Genomic DNA, 18,985 nt, shown 5'->3' on the forward strand with positions numbered 1-18,985 from the left:
TGCAAATTTAAACATCTTTTACTAAAATATCATCATTTATATAGATTAGAACTTTCTTTTTAACTGCTATTTTCATGTCTTCCAAAACATCTTGATAAGATTGCAATTGCTGACCATGTTTTTTGTCCTCCAAACCTGTTTTATAATCTATTATTATAGCTTCATTTTTTGAATTTAAAACAATTCTATCTGGTCTAAAAATAATGCCATCTTTAGAAATAATATCACGCTCGTTATAAATAGTATAATCGGAAGAGAAATAATCTTTAAGTTTTGGGTGTTCAATAATACTTATAAGGATGTCTTTTACAGCTAGAGCTTGTTCTTGACTAATAGCCGAAGATTTCAAAAAGTCATTAATAACAAAATCAACATCATCGCTCGTTTTTATTTGAGCCATAATATCATGAATTAAATTTCCTTTTTCAATGGCTTCTTCTTGGCGGGTATCCCAAAGTAATCCAGATTTTGTGACAACTTTTATATTATGATCTTCTTTTGCTGTGGAAATAAATTCTTGTTGTAGGTGAATGTCTTTTTTTAACGAGGAAGCAACTTTTAGTGTTCTTTTAGAATTTCCGAAGCTGTAATTTAATTCTGAATCATTCCAGATACTTTTCTGTTGAAGATAATTTATCAATAAACCAGAATATTTTTTTGCATTCACTTCGCCTTTAGATGATATGTCTTTTGTTGAAATAATATGCATTTGCTCAACAGCTCTTGTTAAAACTACATAGAGTAAATTAATATTATCTAATTCTTGTTCAGATTTATGTTTATTGAATATGCGTAAGCCTTCATCACCGTAATTTTCAAAATCTTTATTGTAGTTTAAAAGAGCATGGGGAAATCCGTTGTATTTTTCTTTATCTAGACTAAACCACTCTTTAGGTTCAATTTCTCTGTAAATATCCAAATCTGCATAAGGAAAAATCACAACGGGAAACTCTAAACCTTTGGATTTATGGATGGTCATGATTTGAACAGCGTTTTGCCCTTGAGGTGAAATAATACTCAAACTATCTTTTTTCTTATCGAAATAATCTAAAAATGCTGAAATATCAGATCCCTTTTTTTGTGAAAAATCTAAAACAATATCTAGATAAAACTGAATGTAAGCATTTGATTTTTTAACTAAATTAAAGCTTCTAACAATAGTTTCAGTCAAATCATAAAGCGGAAGTTGTAGTAATTGATTGCTATCTACAAAAACCTCAAAGGTTTCTAATTTTTTTAATAAATCTTCAGTAGAAAGGTTTATGTGTTTTGTAAAAAAATCATGCTTGTCTTCAAGCTTAAAAAGTGAAGTTAAATAATTTAAAACCTTAATTTTTGATTCTTTGTTTTCAGGCTGAATAAGAAGCAATAATAAATCATTTATAAAAACGATTTCAGGAGAATTATTAATTAGTAATGTTTCAGATGAAATTATAGGCACTTTATTCAAACTCAAATAATCAGCAATAGCGACACCTTCTTTTTTCTTTCTAACTAAAACACAAATATCCTCAAGATTAAATCCATTTTCAATAGATGTATTTATGGTATTTAAAACTGCTGAAGGAAATTCTACGTTTCTATTATCTTCCTTTTCAAGATCTAAAAATGATATTGAAACATAACCTTCTTCAGTTTTTGTAATGTTTTGATGGGCTTTTTCATAAAGCACTTTATAATCTTCATTATTAAAAACCTGATTCGCCAGAAATTTAAAAAAGCCATTGTTAAAGTCTACTATTTCCTTATAACTTCGGTAGTTTTCCTCAAGGTTCTTTACATCTTGTTCAATATAAAATGGTGATTTTTTTTTATTAAATAAATCAATAAACTGTTCCGCTTTTCCACCACGCCAACGATAAATAGCTTGTTTTGCATCACCAACCAACATGGTGCTTCCATTAATTCCAGATACAGAATTGTCTAACAACGGAATTAAATTTTCCCATTGCATTACAGACGTATCTTGAAACTCGTCAATAAAATAATGTTTGAATTTTTCTCCCAAACGTTCATATATAAAAGGTGTTGGCTGTTCTTTTATTTCATTGCTAATAATAGAATTAAATTCAGAAATCAACATCTTATTTTGATCTTCTTTCAAAAGTTGCAATTCATTATTAATAGCTTTTAAAACAGATAAAGGTGTTACATTTTTATAAAACGCTTTCAAAAATTTTAAATGAAAAATAGCTTTTTTTGTTACATTAAAACTTAATGCTAGTTGTGGTTGTATTTGTTCAATTATTGAAGCGATATTATCGGTTACACGCTTGGGATATAGTGCTTTAGTTTCTATATCTTCTTGCCATTTGGCATCAAAATTCGCATCAAAATTTTTCTTTGATAATTTTTCAAAATGTTTAGGTAGGTAACTACTGCTAAAATCTGAAAACTCTAATCCGGCTTCTTCAATTAAAAGAAGAATACTTTCGCTAGTTTCAACAATTTGTTTTTCTAAACCAGAAATTTCCTTTTTCAATTGTGTTTTAAGGACTTTAAAATCGTTTAAAGTTTTATCCTTCAAACCATTTATAAAAGGCATATCGTTTTCATTTACTAATAGTTTAGCAATCTTGTTAAAATCAAAAGAGACATCCCAACTTTTATCATCATCGGTTTTTTCAATAGCAAAATCAACTAAAATTTTTGTCAAATCTTTATCATTTCCAGCTTTAGCAATCAAACTATCAACAGCCTCGTTCAATAAAGCATCTTGATCTAATTCAACTTCAAAATTTAAAGGTAATCTTAAATCATAAGCAAAAGTTCTAATTAATTTATGTGTAAAACCATCAATGGTCGAAATATCAAATGCAGCATAATTATGCAATATCGTGTTTAATAAGCGCTTTGATTTTTCACGTAAAACAGGAGGATTAATCTGTAACTCTTTAGAAATATCAATAAACATATCTATAGGTTTTTCGAGATTCTCTTTTGAAGAAAAACTTTTTAGACTTTCTATAATTCGCACTTTCATCTCAGCAACAGCCTTATTTGTAAAAGTTATTGCTAAAATGCGTTTAAAAGGTTCAGAGTGATTAGACCGAAATAAAATCTTCAAATATTCCTTAACAAGTGTATACGTTTTTCCACTTCCTGCAGAGGCATTGTAAATACTAAAAGGAGACGATTGTTGCATGAAGAATGATTTGCCTACAAGATAAAAACTATCAATGGTTTCATAGCTATTTATTATTTTTTATTGACCCGTTTTATGCGTAAATTTGAAGGAAATTAAATATTAATAATTAAAAACAAAATAATTATGGCTTTCGAATTACCGAAATTAGGATATGCTTATGATGCTTTAGAACCTCATATGGATGCAAGAACAATGGAAATACACCATACTAAGCACCACCAAGGCTATACAAATAAATTAAACGCAGCAATAGAAGGAACAGATTTAGAGGGAAAATCTATAGAAGATATTTTAACTGGATTAGATATGGAAAACTCTGGCGTTAGAAATAATGGAGGCGGTTTTTACAACCACTCTTTATTTTGGGACGTTATGAATCCAGAAGATAAAGGGTATTTATCTGGAGATTTAAAAGATGCTATTGAAGCAGCTTACGGCTCAAAAGATGCATTTATCGAAGCCTTTTCAAGTGCAGCAGCTACACGTTTTGGCTCAGGTTGGGCATGGTTATGTGTTCATAAAGGAGGTAATGTAGAAATTTGCTCAACACCAAACCAAGACAATCCATTAATGCCAGGAGTAAGCTGTGGCGGAACTCCAATTTTAGGCTTAGACGTTTGGGAACATGCATACTACTTAAACTACCAAAACCGTCGTCCAGATTATATCAAAGCATTCTTTAGTGTAGTTAATTGGAATGAAGTTGAAAAGCGTTACGCAGCAGCAAAATAAAACATACAGTACATTAAATTAAAGGCAAATTCAGAAATGGATTTGCTTTTTTTATGGCGTTACCCTAAAGGGTCAGGCTATCCGTTACAAGTCCTCGCTTCTGCGTTAGGGAGCAAAAGCTGTGGGTTATCACTACTATCCTTAACGCACCAATCCGTCAGCAACAGTTCTAATAATTTTACTAAATCTAGTCTAAAAAAGTTCGAGTAAAAAGAGAACAATTACGCTTATTATATATTTCGAAGTATTAAAAAACACAATTTCAAAAAAGGCAAATTATATAAAATGAAAAAGGTGAACTTGCGTTCACCTTTTTGCCCCAAATCTACCATAAACTTAACCTACTTATGTTATGGTGATTCAAATATATGGCAGTGATACTGTTCGTTAAAATATTTTAGTTAAACGGCGCAAATATTGGCTTAAAAGAGATTGTGCGAATTAAATAGGATAAAATGCAAGAATAAAAAAAACATAAAAAAAGAAACTTAATTGCATAAAAAAAGCCGAACAGAAGTTCAGCTTTTTTTGCCCCAAATCTACCATGAACTTAACCTACTTATGTTATGGTGAGACCAATTTATATGTAATTTAAATATTCTGATTATTTTTTAGACAAAACGCACTTTTTTGGGTCAAAATACGTGATTTGTAGTTTTCTTGCTTAGAATTTAACAATTTGATAATTAATAGGCACGTTCATTATTACCTTCGTAAAAGTTTATAAACGCTCTATTTACTACTCTATTACCGCCTACAGTTGGGTAGTTTCCAGTAAAATACCAATCTCCTAAATGTTCAGGACAAGCCTTGTGTAAATTCTCTACAGGTTGAAAAATAATTTTCACTTCCGCCTTAACTGTTTCATCACTTAGTAACTCAGATATTTTATCAGAAATTTGCTCATCAGTGAAAGGGTCATAAATCTCTTTTACAAAATTCTGAACATATTTATCTTTTAAATCTGTTTGCGTAATACATTTATCATAAACCTCTTTTACAATATCATATTTACCAGATTCTTTTAATAATTCTAAAGCAGCTCTAAAGGCCACTAAGCTTTCAAGGTTAGCCATATCAATACCATAACAATCAGGATATCTAATTTGCGGAGCAGAAGACACCACAATTATTTTTTTTGGGTTTAAACGATCTAGCATTTTTAAGATACTCATTTTTAAAGTGGTACCTCTTACGATACTATCGTCTATAATAACTAGGTTGTCGTTAGGTTTAATAACACCGTAAGTAACATCATAGACATGGGCTACCAAATCATCACGACTACTATCTTCAGTAATAAATGTTCTTAGCTTAACATCTTTAATGGCTATTTTTTCAACCCTAGCATGCTCAGATAAAATCTCAGTAACCTTTGCAGCAGATAAAGAACGTTGTCCGTTTAAAATGGCATTGGTTTTAGTTTTATTAATAAAATCTTCAGCAGTTTCAATCATTCCAAAAAAAGATGTTTCTGCTGTATTAGGGATGTATGAGAAAACGGTGTTCTTAGTATCATTATCAATAGCCTCAAGAACTTTCGGCATTAATAATTTACCTAACATTTTGCGTTCTTGATAAATTTCGGCATCACTTCCTCTTGAAAAATAAATACGCTCAAAAGAGCAAGATTTTCTTTCTAAAGGTTCAAGGATTTTTTTAATACCAACCTGACCAGATTTTTTAGTAATAATGGCATGTCCTGGTTCTAATTCCTTAACATCATTAAAATCAACATTAAAAACGGTTTGAATTACTGGGCGCTCAGAAGCAACAACTACAATTTCATCATCCTTATAATAATAGGCTGGTCTAATTCCTGCCGGGTCTCTTAATACAAAAGAATCTCCATGACCAATAAGTCCTGCCATAGCATAACCACCATCCCAGTTTTTTGCTGCTCGCCTTAGTATTTTACTAACCTTTAAACGTTCTGCTATTTGAGGAGAGGCATCTCTTTTATTATAACCTTCTTTTTTTAAGTCTTTATATATTTTACTAACCGCATCATCTAAAAAATGACCAATTTTTTCCATGATTGTTATGGTGTCGGTGTATTCTTTAGGATGCTGACCTAATTCTATTAAGTTGCTAAAAAGTTCTTTAACATTAGTCATGTTAAAGTTCCCAGCCATAATTAAATTTCTATGCATCCAGTTATTTTGCCTTAAAAACGGATGTACACTTTCAACACTGTTTTTTCCGAAAGTTCCGTAGCGTACATGCCCTAATAAAACTTCACCTATGTACGGAATATTCCTTTTTTGTGCTGCAACATCATCTTTATATTCAGGATGTGCTTCAAATTCTTTGTTAATTCTATCATTAATTTGATCAAAAATATCTTGAATGGGTTGTTGTTCAATAGATCGCACTCTACTTATGTAGCGCTGACCAGGTTTTGTATCTAATTTTATACTTGCAAAACCAGCACCATCTTGTCCACGATTGTGCTGTTTTTCCATCATTAAATACATTTTGTTTACACCATAAAATGCACTACCATATTTTTCTTTATAAAACTCTAATGGCTTTAAGAGCCTAATCATGGCTATTCCACATTCGTGTTTTAAGGCATCACTCATATTGTAGATATTTTCGCTTTCGCGGAATAAAAATTATTTTAATCAAAAAACGCACTCTATTTTAGAGCGCGTTGGTTTATGTTAATTCTATATCAAATTGCGTTAGTTGCTTAAACTGCAATAGTCGTTTATGAACTTCTTCATTTGATAGGTTTTGCATACGTTCAGTTCCAAATTTTTCAACACAAAATGACGCTAGAGTTGAACCATATATTACGGCATTTTTCATGTTTTCAAATGATGTATCGTTCGTTTTTGCTATATACCCAGCAAACCCACCTGCAAAAGTATCACCAGCACCAGTTGGATCAAAAACTTCTTTTAAAGGTAAAGCGGGTGCGTAAAATACATTTTCATTATGAAATAGTAATGCGCCGTGTTCTCCTTTTTTAATCACTACATATTTAGGGCCCATTTCATGAATTTTTTTAGCGGCAACAACTAATGAGTATTCACCAGTTAATTGTCTTGCCTCTTCATCGTTTATTGTTATAACATCAATGCGTTTAATAACATTAAGCAAATCATCAAGTGCACAATCCATCCAAAAATTCATAGTGTCTAAAATCACTAATTTTGGTTTAGTTGTCATTTGGTCTAAAACACTAGATTGAACAATAGGGTGTAAGTTCCCTAACATAACAACCTCAGCATCTTTATAGTTTTCTGGAACTACAGGATTAAAATCAGCAAGTGTATTCAATTCTGTTGCAAGCGTATCGCGAGAATTCATATCGTTATGATAGCGTCCGCTCCAAAAGAATGTTTTTCCTTCTTTAACAATTTCAACACCAGAAACATCAATATTTTTATTTGATAATAAATCTAAATAGGCTTGAGGAAAATCGCCACCAACAACAGAAACGGCTGCAGCATCAATATTAAAATGAGAAGCAGCAAGACCAATATAAGTTGCAGCTCCACCAAGAATTTTATCGGTTTTTCCGAAAGGTGTTTCAATAGCATCAAAAGCTACAGTACCAACAATAACTAATTTACTCATAAATGAGATGTGAAATTAAGGTGCAAATATAAGTCTTTTTATAGATTAGAACGACTATATTTTTTCAATTAAGCTTAATGTTACTAAAGTTCTTTTTAATGTGACTTTTTAAGAAAGGGTGTGTCTTAAAACTATATGCTATTATCAATTTAAGATTGGGGGATGTAATTTATTACACCCCTTATTTTTTTATTTAATAGAATGACTAATCAAAATATACAAGTTTATTTTCTGCCAAAATCAGCAGGAATTTCACCCCAAGCTTTGGTTTCCCATTTTACAATAACAGTTTTGTAAGTATTATTGTTTAACCATTCAATAGCTCTATCAACTAAGTCAAAAACAGGTTTGTTTTTTTTATTGCGCTTGAGTTTTGTGTTGCAGTTTTTTTTTCTAACCCAACTCATTGCGGTTTTAGAATCAGTGTATAATATTCTATCGCTATTATTATTTTTAAGAATAGCTAAACCATGTACAAGTGCTAAAAACTCTCCTATATTATTGGTGCCTTCTTCAAAAGGACCTTGAATAAATAGTTGTTTTTTTGTTTTTGTGTCTACACCACGATATTCCATAATACCAGGATTCCCACTTGAGGCTGCATCAACTGAAATAGAATTGTAATTTGGTTGCCCTATTTTTTTAAGTTGTGTTTCAGATAACTCAGAAGTAAACTTTTTAGTTTTTCCTATATAGTCTTTATAATTTCCTTTTAGCGCTTTTTTTGCTGCATCAAATGTTGAAAATGATTTGTACTGAGCGCCTTGAAAATCTTTAATTTGAGCTTTGCAATCATCCCATGACTCAAAAACACCTGTATGATGTCCTTTCCAAACGGTGTAATATTTCTTTTTCTTTTTACTCATTTAGAAGTTTATCAACAACCTTCGGAAAATGTTCCATCTCCAATTCATGAATTTTTGAAGCTACATCTTCAGCATTATCGTTTTTATCCACTTTACATGATGTTTGAAAAATAATAGCCCCTTCATCATAATGCTCATTTACATAATGTATAGTTATACCAGTTTCGGTTTCATTATTTTTAACAACAGCTTCATGAACATGTATACCGTACATACCTTTTCCTCCATATTTAGGTAATAAAGCAGGATGAACATTTATTACTTTATTTGGAAACTCCTTCAAAATATGTTCAGGAAACTTCCATAAAAACCCTGCTAAAACAATTAAGTCTGGCTTTGAAGCTAATAATATATTTAGTATATCATTTGTTTTTGAAAAGGCTATTCTGTTGAATGACAAAGCACTAACTTTTAATTTTTTAGCACGCTCTAAAACTTTGGCATGAGGATTGTTAGTTAGTATTTGAATAACAGACGCATTATCGCTGTTGTGAAAAAACTTAATTAAATTTTCAGCATTAGTACCACTTCCGGACGCAAAAATTATAATACGTTTCATCTGTTGGTTTTTATTTTAAAATTAATGTCAGATGTAATTCGTAAATCGAAATTACAACAATGTTCAGCAAAATTCGTAAGCTCATTTCATTTTACAGACTATAGTGTTAATATTATTCGAACAAAAAAAAGAATAATTATTAACAATTAGAAGGGAAAAACTAATTACTTAAAAGTAATTTTAGTAAATTACAAACACATTTTTACTGTAAAAGTGTATTATAAAATAAAGTTTTTTATTTTTGCCAACTAATTAAAACATTTAAATTAAAAGATTATGTCAGACATTGCATCAAGAGTAAAAGCGATTATCGTGGACAAATTAGGAGTAGATGAGAACGAAGTTGTTACTGAAGCTAGCTTCACAAACGATTTAGGAGCAGACTCTTTAGACACTGTGGAATTAATTATGGAGTTCGAAAAAGAATTCGATATTCAAATACCAGACGACCAAGCGGAAAATATCGCAACAGTTGGTCAAGCTATCTCTTATATAGAAGAAGCTAAATAAGAAAAACAATCAAAATACTTTATGGAATTAAAGCGAGTTGTAGTCACAGGATTGGGCGCTTTAACACCAATTGGCAATACCAAAGATGAATATTGGGAAGCTTTAATTAGTGGTAAAAGTGGAGCTGCGCCTATAACATATTATGATACCGAAAAGTTTAAAACTAAGTTCGCTTGCGAGCTAAAAAACTTTAACGTAACCGACTTTCTTGATAGAAAAGAAGCTCGTAAAATGGATAAGTTTGCACAATATGCTATGGTAGCAGCAGATGAAGCCATTGAAGATGCTAAATTAAATCTAGATCAAGTTGATAAGTTACGTGTTGGTGTTATATGGGGAGCAGGTATTGGTGGATTAGAAACCTTTCAGCAAGAAGTTTTAAACTTTGCTGCTGGAGATGGTACACCAAGATTTAACCCATTCTTTATTCCGAAAATGATTGCTGATATAGCACCAGGAAACATCTCTATAAAACATGGTTTTATGGGGCCAAACTATACAACGGTTTCTGCTTGTGCTTCTTCTGCTAACGCCATGTTTGATGCTTTAAACTCAATACGTTTAGGACATACAGACGTAGTTGTTACAGGAGGAAGTGAAGCTGCAGTTACTATTGCTGGTATGGGAGGATTTAATGCTATGCATGCCCTATCAACTAGAAATGAAAGTCCAGAAACGGCTTCCAGACCTTTTGACGCTACCAGAGATGGTTTTGTTTTAGGTGAAGGAGCTGGAGCACTAGTTCTAGAAGAATATGAACATGCAAAAGCAAGAGGTGCTAAAATATATGCGGAATGTATTGGAGGAGGTTTATCTTCTGATGCACACCATATGACGGCTCCTCATCCAGAAGGAATTGGTGTTATAGCTGTAATGAAAAATTGTCTTGATAATGCAGGTCTTAAACCTGAAGATGTAGACCATATTAATACACATGGTACATCTACACCTTTAGGAGACGTTGCAGAACTTAAAGCAATTTCAGAAGTATTTGGAAGTCACGCAAAAAACATAAATATTAATTCAACAAAATCAATGACAGGCCACCTTTTAGGTGCAGCTGGAGCTATTGAAGCTATTTCGGTTATATTGGCAATGGAACACGGTATTGTGCCCCCTACAATTAACCATACTACAGTAGATGAAAATATTGATCCTGAATTAAATTTAACCTTAAATAAGGCTCAAAAGCGAGACGTAAAAGTAGCAATGAGTAATACATTTGGATTTGGCGGTCACAACGCTTGTGTAGTATTCAAGAAAATAGATTAAATCCCGAATGAAAAACATTCGTAACATACTAAATTCCCGTTTTAAACGTAACGGGAATTTTTTTATGGAATTAACTAAAATTCTTGGATTTAAACCCAAGAAAATAAAGTACTACCAAAAAGCTTTCACGCATCGCTCTATGAATATCAGAGATGGTAAAGGAAATCCATTTAATTACGAACGTTTAGAGTTTTTAGGAGATGCTATGTTAAGTTCTGTAATTGCATCTCATTTATATTTAGAAGTACCAAGTGGAGATGAAGGTTATTTAACAAAAATGCGTTCTAAAATTGTAAGTAGAGAGCATTTAAATGAGTTAGGAAAAGATTTAAAACTCATTGACTTAGTTAAAAGCAAAATACCTTCAGGACAATTTGGAGATAATATTCACGGTAATTTGTTTGAGGCATTGGTTGGTGCCATTTTTTTAGACAAAGGCTATAAATACTGTGAGAAATTCATCTTCAATCGAGTAATAATTCCTTATGTTGATATTGAAACTTTAGAAGGTAAAGTTATCAGTTATAAGAGTTTATTGATTGAATGGTGTCAGAAAGAAAAGAAGACATTTGGTTACAACGTTTATGAAGATACTGGTAATGATGATGTTAGGCATTTTTCAGTAAAACTATCCATAGATGAAAAAGTTATTGCAAAAGCTAGAGCAACTTCAAAGAAAAAAGCAGAAGAAAAAGCATCAAAACGCGCTTTTTTTGCATTTCAAAGTAGAATGTCTAAGATGATTTAAGCATCTTATTTCTTACTAATACACTACAACGTTTTAGTTGTATTTCTTACCAAGATTAACATAAAGCTTGTCAAACTCAGCTTTATAAATATTATATTTACGAAATTTAAAAATAAGTTATGGCTGTTCACAAACTTATTCTTGATGATGTTTTTGAAGAAGCATTATACACCCTAATAGCAATACATTGCAGATTAGAAGACTATCGCTTAGCGTACCTTCTTAACAAGAATTTGGGTGTTACACTTTCTAGAAAACCTTCAGATATAGATTATAAAAACGGACAAGGTTCTTATTCAATTTTTGAATGGGAAGACCATAAACAATTAGTAACATGGAGTTTGGTATCTAATATATGTAAAATTGAAGAAGAACTTCATCAAACAGATTTTACATCGTTATTCGATAATCAACAAAAAGTAACCAAAACATTTCAATTATTACCAGAACATAAAACGGTAAACTATTTTTTAAAAATAGATAGCGAGTTCAGTTTCAGTAAAGAAAAATATATTTTAGATAGTATATTAAAAATACCTCAAATTGCAACCGCTTACAGTATAGATTCTAGTGAATTGAAATCTAAAGAAAATTTAATTTTTAACTAATGTCAATAGATAAAAAAACCAAAATAGTAGCAACCTTAGGGCCAGCTACCAGTTCCAAAGACGTTTTAAAAGGCATGCTTGAAGAAGGAGCAAATGTTTTTAGGATAAACTTCTCTCACGCAGATTATGATGATGTTAAAGAGCGTATCCAAATGATACGAGAACTTAATGAAGAATATGGTTTTACTGCAGCAATTTTAGCAGATTTACAGGGGCCAAAACTTCGTGTAGGCGTTATGAAGGAGGAAGTAGTTGTAAACCCAGGAGACGAAATTATTTTTGCTACAGGTGAACGTTTTGAAGGCACAAAAGAGCGTGTTTATATGACCTATGATAGGTTCCCGCAAGACGCAAAACCAGGAGAGCGTATTCTTTTAGATGATGGAAAATTACTTTTTGAAGTGGTTTCTACTGATAAAAAATCAGAAGTAAAGGCTAAAGTTATACAAGGTGGCCCATTAAAATCTAAAAAAGGAGTTAATCTTCCTAACACTGATATCTCACAGCCAGCATTAACTGAAAAGGATATTGAAGACGCTATTTTCGCCATCAGTCAAGATGTAGATTGGATAGCCTTATCGTTTGTACGTCATGCAGAAGATTTAATGCAATTACGAGATTTAATAGCAAAACATGCAGATCATAAAATCCCAATCATAGCTAAAATTGAAAAACCAGAAGCGGTTGAAAACATTGATAAAATTGTAGCGCATTGTGATGGTTTAATGGTAGCCCGTGGCGATTTAGGAGTAGAAGTTCCAGCAGAAGAAGTACCACTTATTCAAAAACAATTGGTACTACGCGCTAAAAAAGCAAGGATTCCAGTCATCATTGCAACACAAATGATGGAAACTATGATAGATAGTTTAACACCAACCAGAGCAGAAGTAAACGATGTTGCTAACTCTGTAATGGATGGTGCTGATGCCGTAATGCTTTCTGGCGAAACTTCTGTAGGTCAATATCCAGTTCAAGTAATTAGGCAAATGGCAAATATTTTAAAAAGCGTTGAAGGTTCAGATTTAATTAAAGTACCTCAACTACCGCCACATATTCGTACCAATCGTTACATCACAAAATCTATATGTTATCATGCCGCTAATATGGCAAACGAGATTAGTGCAAAAGCTATTTCTACATTAACAAATAGTGGTTATACAGCATTTCAAATTTCAGCATGGAGACCATCATGTCATATTTTAGTATTCACATCAAACAAGCGTATCTTAACGCGTTTAAGTTTACTTTGGGGCGTCCGTGCATTCTATTATGATAAGTTTGTAAGCACTGATGAAACTATTGAAGATGTAAATGCCATAGCCTGTAAAAAAGGTTATCTAGATGTTGGAGATATGCTAATTAGTTTAGCAGCAATGCCAATTCAAGATAAAGGGATGGTTAATACATTACGTGTTACAGAAATTGAAACCTGTAATTTCTAAAGTTGTTATAAATATTTGGGCGTTACCACAAGGGTCGCGCTTTTATTCATGGTTTTTAATTTTAAATTAAGGAATTCCTGAACATAAATGTTTCACTATATCTTTTAAATAGAAAAAACTGCCCAAAAGCAGTTTTTTCTATTTAAAAGGATAAGTTTATCCTGAGCGTAGTCGAAGGGTTTCAAGTATTAAGCGTTATATTTATTTTGCTGGTAATAATCCAAAACATGCTTAGGAATTTCCATTTTCTGTGGTAACCCTTTATCAGGTATTGGATATTCAGCTACCTGTTTTAAAGGTACTAAACCAGCCCAAACATCCAAATTATAATCTTCTGGTTCGTCCCCAACACCAACATCTCTAACTTTTGCAGAAGCCGTTTCAATAGTCATTTCAACAACCATAGTTCTGTCTAACTCTTTTTTGTGCATAGGCCTAATGCCATCCCAACGACCTGTCATCATATGTTCCATAAAACAAGCAAGAGCAGCTTCTTTTTCTTTAGGATTTTCAAGGTTTTTAATAGAACCAAATAAAGTAGCTGAACGATAATTTACTGAATGGTGTAAACCAGAGCGCGCTAAAACCAAAGCATCTAAATGCATAACAGTCATACTCATTTGTTTTGCTTCTAATAAAGCTAAAAGCATCCTGTTAGCTTGAGAGCCATGTAAGTAAATTTTATCTTCTTTTCTTCCATAAGCCATTGGTAGCGTAATGGCTCTATCTTGGTATATATAGCTTACATAACCTATAAAACCTGCATCTAATATTGAATTGATTTTTTCAACATCATAGGTAGCTCTAATTTGCCCACGTTTTATTCTGTTTAGTTTTGATTTTGAATAGTCTTTCATTGTTATAATTCTTTAGCAAAAATTTGATTTGGGTAATTACTTTCTCCAACAAAATAATTAATGGTTCCAATATCTTTAAAGCCATTTTTTTTATAAAAATTAATCCCTCTTTTGTTTTTATAATAAGCAGTTAACCAGATGTCTTTGTATTTTAAATCCTTTGCTTTTTGTAATACAATATCTTGTAGTCTAGAACCTATTTTTAAACCAATAAAATCATTCAGAATATAAAGTCTTTCTAGTTTGCAAGAATTAACATCTAATTTTAATGGATGTTTCATGTTCAAACAAAGCTTTGCAAAACCAATTGGTAATTCATCAGAAAAAACAATCCAAAATAAGACATCATCATCATTCAACTCTTCCTTTATTTTAGAAACCGAATGGTGTTGGTTAAAAAAATCAAGTAAATGTTTTTTATTCTCTATATATTTTCCGTGAGATTCTGAGTAGGTAATTCTTCCTAACAAAGCAATATAAGTTGCATCAGATGGAGTTGCTCTTCTTATTTCTATCATAATCTATCTATTTTCAGGAGAAATATTTTTAAACATATCCGAATTTATTTTTGCCTTTTCTAAATCTTTTGGTTTATAAATGCGTTTAATTGATGCTGGGTTTCTATCAACCTCTCTTTGTGGTCTAATAGGGCGTTCAACAAAATTTCCTGAACAACTCGGACATACATTTTCAAATACCTCAATAGCACATGTTTTACAATACGTACATTCAAAAGAGCATATCATAGCTTCAGTAGAAGTGTTTGGTAAATCTATATTACAGTGCTCGCAATTTGGTCTTATTTCTAGCATATCATTTATATGTATTACAAAAATATTATATTTGTGGACTGCTATAGTCGTCCAGAATAAATATATTAAGTAGTCCAGATGTTTCCATTTAAGACCAGTATTCAATTTGATAGAAAAAGTAGTCAGTCATTGTATTTACAATTATCAAATCAAATTATAAAATATATTAAAAATCAAACTTTAGCTCCTAACACCAAACTTCCTGGGAGTAGAGTTTTAGCAGAACAGTTAAATGTACATAGAAAAACAATTGTTGCTTGTTATGATGATTTATTGATGCAGGGATGGGTAGAAAGTATTCCAAAAAAGGGAACTTTTGTACTTAGTAACTTACCCTTATTACATCAACAAAAATTAGATAATTCTGCAGTTTCTGATTTTAAAATTCAAACTGGTTTTTCCTTTTATAAGAATAGTGTTTTTCCTAAAAAAACTATCAAAAAAACAGATGGTTTTATGTATTTGAATGATGGGATTTCAGATAGCAGATTAACACCAATTGATGAAATAGCAAGAACATACAGAAGAGTTTCCTCTAAAAAAAACGTATTTGGTCATTTGTCTTATGGCTCAACATACGGCAATGATACATTGCGAACTGTTTTGGTAGATTATTTAAATACTACCAGAGGTTTACATATTAATAAAGAAAACGTGTTGATTACACGTGGTAGTCAAATGGGCATTTGGTTATCATCGCAATTGTTACTTAAGAATGATGATATTGTTGTTGTTGGAAATACCAATTACACATCTGCAGATTCAACTTTTTTATACCAAAATGCAAAAATTGAACGTGTTTTGGTTGATGAAAACGGAATAGTAACTGATGATATTGAAAAGCTTTGTAAACTAAAACAAATTAAGGCAGTTTATGTAACATCACATCATCATCACCCAACAACAGTAACGCTCTCAGCAAAAAGAAGAATTCATCTTTTAAACCTTTCAAGACGATATAACTTTGCAATTATTGAAGATGATTATGATTACGATTTTAATTATAATCATGCTCCAATTTTACCACTAGCAAGTCACGATACAAACGGAAACGTGATCTATATAGGCTCAATTTGTAAAACAGTAGCACCAGTTTTTAGAATAGGGTATTTAATAGCTTCAAAAGAGTTTGTAGATGAAGCGTCTAAACTAAGAGGTTATTTAGATAGACAAGGTGATGCGCTACTAGAATTAACCTTTGCCAGTTTTATAAAATCTGGAGATTTAGATAGACATATTCGAAAAGTAATGAAGATTTATAAACAACGACGTGATTTGTTTTGTAATCTTTTAAAAGCACAATTAGGGGATTTATTTGAATTTGAAATACCAAAAGGCGGAATGGCAATTTGGGTAAAACTGGATTCAAAGTATACATGGGGGAATATATCTAAAGTTGCAAAAAAGTATAAATTAGAAATTGGTGATTGGCAGCGTTATGATAGCGCTAAGTTGAAACATAATTGTATAAGAATTGGTTTTGCTACCTACAACGAAAAAGAAATTTATGAATTGATAAATAGATTAAAGAACACAATGGACGAAATTAAAACTCAAACCGCAACTGCACACTAACGCTCTTTTTTACTTCAGGTTTTTTCTTCTTTTCAGTATTTAAATTAGACATTGATATTCCTAATAACCTAACAGAATTATTAAGCTTTTCTTGATATAATAAGCCCTTGGCAGTTTCTAAAATCACATCTTTATCACTTATATAATAAGGTAAAGTTTTGCTTCGTGTTTGTAATGTAAAATCACTGTATTTGATTTTTAAAGTCAAGGTTTTACCTGCAACTTTACTTTTTAACAACCTACGCGATATCTCTTCTGCTATGCGCTCTAATTTTTCAAGCATAAATACTTCAGAAGATAGGTTCTCGCTAAATGTACGTTCTGCAGCTAAACTCTTTCTAGTTCTATGGGGTTTTACTTCGCTGTTATGAATACCTCTTACAATGTAGTAATAGTATCGTCCAGATTTTCCAAAGTTTTCATCTAAATACTCTAAAGATTTCTGCTTCAAATCCATGCCAGTAAAAATGCCTTTTTGATACATTTTTTCAGCAGTAACTTTACCAACACCATAAAATTTTCTGATATCTAACTGCTCTAAAAACTCAAGAACTTCCTCAGGATTTACCGTTTTTTGCCCGTTAGGTTTGTTGTAATCACTGGCTACTTTAGCAATAAATTTATTAATAGATATACCAGCAGACGCTGTTAATCCTACTTCATCTAAAATGCGTTCTCGAATTTCTTTTGCAATTAAAGAAGCACTTGGGTTTCCCTTTTTGTTTTTGGTAACATCTAGATAGGCTTCATCAAGAGATAGTGGCTCAACCAAATCCGTGTAGTCATAAAATATTTTTCTAATCTTTTTAGAAATCTCTGTATACCTTTCAAAATGGGGTCTAACAAAAATTAATTCTGGACAAAGTTTAGCTGCTAAACGTCCAGCCATAGCGCTTTTTACACCAAACTTTCTAGCTTCATAACTCGCAGCACTTACAACACCTCGTTTTCCTCCTCCACCAACAGCAATTGCTTTTCCTTTTAATTCGGGATTATCCATTTGTTCTACAGATGCGTAAAAGGCATCCATATCTACATGAATAATTTTTCGTATTGGTAAATCGTTAGACATAGCGTAAATTTAGGCATTAAATACCTTTAAATTAAAATTACATTTGGATAATACATGATAGAAATAGAACGTAAATTTTTAGTTAATTCTATGTCTTTTAAAACAGCTGCTTTTAAAGAAACTAGGATTATTCAGGGTTATTTAAATTCCAATAAACAACGCGCGGTTAGAGTAAGGTTTAAAGGAGACGTTGGCTATTTAACTATTAAAGGGAAATCTTCAAAAAATGGATTATCACGTTTTGAATGGGAAAAAGAAATTCCTAAAAGCGAAGCTGAAAACTTACTAAAATTATGCGAATCGGGAGTTATTGATAAAATGCGTTATGAAGTAAAAGTAGGAAAGCATATTTTTGAAGTAGATGAATTTTTTGGTGATAATGAAGGTTTATTTATTGCTGAAGTAGAATTAAAGAGCGAAAATGAAGCCTTTGAAAAACCAGAATGGTTAGGAAAAGAAGTTTCAGGACAAATAAAATATTACAATTCACAATTAAGTAAACAACCTTATAACACATGGAAATCTTAAAAAAAACTATTTTAGTAATATTTGTTTCTTTATCCTTTCTTGGATGTAAAGAGGAACAAAAAGCAATACCTGAGATAAAAGAAGATCTTAAAGAAGTTTCAAAAGAACTAAAAGAAACTGTTGCAGAAGAGACTAAAGAAATAGTTGAAGAGGTGGTGCCAAAGAATATAAAACTAATCAAAGAAGAGCTTACGCATAAAGGATATAAAATATTTGATTATGTTAATGAAGAAACCAAAGACACTATTTTAATGCAGCAGTATTTTATGGCTTTTTTAAAGAAAGGACCTATAAGGGGGCAAAACGAAGAAGAAGCTGCAGAACTACAAAAACTGCATATGGCGCACTTAAAAAAAATGTATGATTTAGGTTATGCAGATATTTCAGGCCCCTTTGGTGATGATGGTGAGATGAGAGGTATTACAATTTACAACGTGCCAACATTAAAAATAGCAGATAGTCTAGCTAATTCAGATCCTATGGTTATTGCAGGACGATTAGAAATAGAAATCCACCCATGGTGGGCAGCAAAAGGATTCCCGTTAAGGTAATGTTATAGTTTTATCTGCTTGTATAGTTTTTGTATAGGTTTTTAGTCTTTTTGTAATTTCTATTTGAATAACTTTTTCTTAATATAGCTTTCAATAAATTAGGGTGTTGTATAGAAA

18 protein-coding genes are annotated in these 18,985 nt (G+C 31.5%); 9 read left to right on the forward strand and 9 right to left on the reverse strand.

What is annotated here, in order from left to right; all coding sequences use genetic code 11:
- Positions 1–7: 7 nt before the first annotated feature.
- Positions 8–3,145: a UvrD-helicase domain-containing protein gene (locus DIS18_RS05625; RefSeq protein ID WP_109352031.1), complete on the reverse strand. Its 3,138-nt coding sequence runs from the start codon at positions 3,143–3,145 to the stop codon at positions 8–10.
- Between the two features lie 126 nt (positions 3,146–3,271).
- Here DIS18_RS05625 and DIS18_RS05630 point away from each other — a divergent pair, with 126 nt between their 5' ends.
- Entirely contained in the window at positions 3,272–3,880 is a 609-nt protein-coding gene (locus tag DIS18_RS05630; protein WP_109352032.1) for a superoxide dismutase, read from the forward strand.
- 686 nt (positions 3,881–4,566) lie between these two features.
- Here DIS18_RS05630 and DIS18_RS05635 read toward each other — a convergent pair.
- The 4 genes from DIS18_RS05635 to purN form a co-directional block, all read right to left on the reverse strand.
- The gene (locus DIS18_RS05635) at positions 4,567–6,465 is read right to left on the reverse strand and encodes an amidophosphoribosyltransferase (RefSeq protein WP_109352033.1); all 1,899 of its coding nucleotides are present in this window, start codon (positions 6,463–6,465) and stop codon (positions 4,567–4,569) included.
- A 76-nt stretch (positions 6,466–6,541) separates the two neighbouring features.
- On the reverse strand, positions 6,542–7,468 hold the full coding sequence (locus DIS18_RS05640; RefSeq protein WP_109352034.1) for a PfkB family carbohydrate kinase: 927 nt from the start codon (positions 7,466–7,468) through the stop codon (positions 6,542–6,544).
- A 224-nt stretch (positions 7,469–7,692) separates the two neighbouring features.
- Positions 7,693–8,334 (reverse strand): ribonuclease H1 domain-containing protein, encoded by a 642-nt coding sequence (locus tag DIS18_RS05645; protein WP_109352035.1) that lies wholly within the window; start codon positions 8,332–8,334, stop codon positions 7,693–7,695.
- Positions 8,327–8,893, reverse strand: coding sequence for a phosphoribosylglycinamide formyltransferase (gene purN / locus DIS18_RS05650; protein ID WP_109352036.1), 567 nt, complete (start codon positions 8,891–8,893; stop codon positions 8,327–8,329). The genes DIS18_RS05645 and purN overlap by 8 nt, the downstream gene beginning before the upstream one ends.
- A 276-nt stretch (positions 8,894–9,169) precedes the next feature.
- Between purN and DIS18_RS05655 the strand changes: the two genes are divergently transcribed.
- The 5 genes from DIS18_RS05655 (at position 9,170) to pyk (ending at position 13,473) form a co-directional block, all read left to right on the forward strand.
- On the forward strand, positions 9,170–9,403 hold the full coding sequence (locus DIS18_RS05655; protein ID WP_008269813.1) for an acyl carrier protein: 234 nt from the start codon (positions 9,170–9,172) through the stop codon (positions 9,401–9,403).
- Between the two features lie 21 nt (positions 9,404–9,424).
- Positions 9,425–10,675: a beta-ketoacyl-ACP synthase II gene (gene fabF / locus DIS18_RS05660; RefSeq protein WP_109352037.1), complete on the forward strand. Its 1,251-nt coding sequence runs from the start codon at positions 9,425–9,427 to the stop codon at positions 10,673–10,675.
- A 7-nt stretch (positions 10,676–10,682) separates the two neighbouring features.
- Positions 10,683–11,423 carry a ribonuclease III gene (gene rnc / locus DIS18_RS05665; RefSeq protein ID WP_109352038.1) on the forward strand — a complete coding sequence of 247 codons (741 nt, stop codon included), beginning with the start codon at positions 10,683–10,685 and terminating at the stop codon, positions 11,421–11,423.
- 119 nt (positions 11,424–11,542) lie between these two features.
- Positions 11,543–12,031, forward strand: coding sequence for an IPExxxVDY family protein (locus DIS18_RS05670; protein ID WP_109352039.1), 489 nt, complete (start codon positions 11,543–11,545; stop codon positions 12,029–12,031).
- Positions 12,031–13,473, forward strand: coding sequence for a pyruvate kinase (gene pyk, locus DIS18_RS05675; protein ID WP_109352040.1), 1,443 nt, complete (start codon positions 12,031–12,033; stop codon positions 13,471–13,473). The genes DIS18_RS05670 and pyk overlap by 1 nt, the downstream gene beginning before the upstream one ends.
- Positions 13,474–13,661: 188 nt before the next feature.
- On the opposite strand, the gene DIS18_RS05680 is transcribed toward pyk, so the two are convergent.
- The 3 genes from DIS18_RS05680 to DIS18_RS05690 are packed head-to-tail and all read right to left on the reverse strand — an operon-like array spanning position 13,662 to position 15,142.
- Positions 13,662–14,330 (reverse strand): pyridoxamine 5'-phosphate oxidase family protein, encoded by a 669-nt coding sequence (locus DIS18_RS05680; protein ID WP_109352041.1) that lies wholly within the window; start codon positions 14,328–14,330, stop codon positions 13,662–13,664.
- 2 nt (positions 14,331–14,332) lie between these two features.
- Positions 14,333–14,848, reverse strand: a complete 516-nt coding sequence (locus tag DIS18_RS05685; RefSeq protein WP_109352042.1) for a GNAT family N-acetyltransferase — start codon at positions 14,846–14,848, stop codon at positions 14,333–14,335.
- 3 nt (positions 14,849–14,851) lie between these two features.
- On the reverse strand, positions 14,852–15,142 hold the full coding sequence (locus tag DIS18_RS05690; RefSeq protein ID WP_109352043.1) for a DUF1272 domain-containing protein: 291 nt from the start codon (positions 15,140–15,142) through the stop codon (positions 14,852–14,854).
- Positions 15,143–15,220: 78 nt separating this feature from the next.
- Between DIS18_RS05690 and pdxR the strand changes: the two genes are divergently transcribed.
- Positions 15,221–16,717: a MocR-like pyridoxine biosynthesis transcription factor PdxR gene (gene pdxR, locus DIS18_RS05695; protein ID WP_109352044.1), complete on the forward strand. Its 1,497-nt coding sequence runs from the start codon at positions 15,221–15,223 to the stop codon at positions 16,715–16,717.
- Here the strand turns inward: pdxR and dinB are convergent.
- Positions 16,689–17,789 (reverse strand): DNA polymerase IV, encoded by a 1,101-nt coding sequence (dinB, locus tag DIS18_RS05700; RefSeq protein WP_109352045.1) that lies wholly within the window; start codon positions 17,787–17,789, stop codon positions 16,689–16,691. The two genes, pdxR and dinB, sit on opposite strands and share 29 nt — an antisense overlap.
- A 54-nt stretch (positions 17,790–17,843) precedes the next feature.
- On the opposite strand from dinB, the gene DIS18_RS05705 reads away from it, so the two are divergent.
- Positions 17,844–18,317, forward strand: coding sequence for a CYTH domain-containing protein (locus DIS18_RS05705; protein WP_109352046.1), 474 nt, complete (start codon positions 17,844–17,846; stop codon positions 18,315–18,317).
- Positions 18,305–18,868, forward strand: a complete 564-nt coding sequence (locus tag DIS18_RS05710) for a YciI family protein (protein WP_109352047.1) — start codon at positions 18,305–18,307, stop codon at positions 18,866–18,868. The genes DIS18_RS05705 and DIS18_RS05710 overlap by 13 nt, the downstream gene beginning before the upstream one ends.
- Positions 18,869–18,985 lie beyond the last annotated feature (117 nt).

It is taken from the genome of Algibacter marinivivus, from assembly GCF_003143755.1.
Classification (GTDB): domain Bacteria; phylum Bacteroidota; class Bacteroidia; order Flavobacteriales; family Flavobacteriaceae; genus Algibacter_B; species Algibacter_B marinivivus.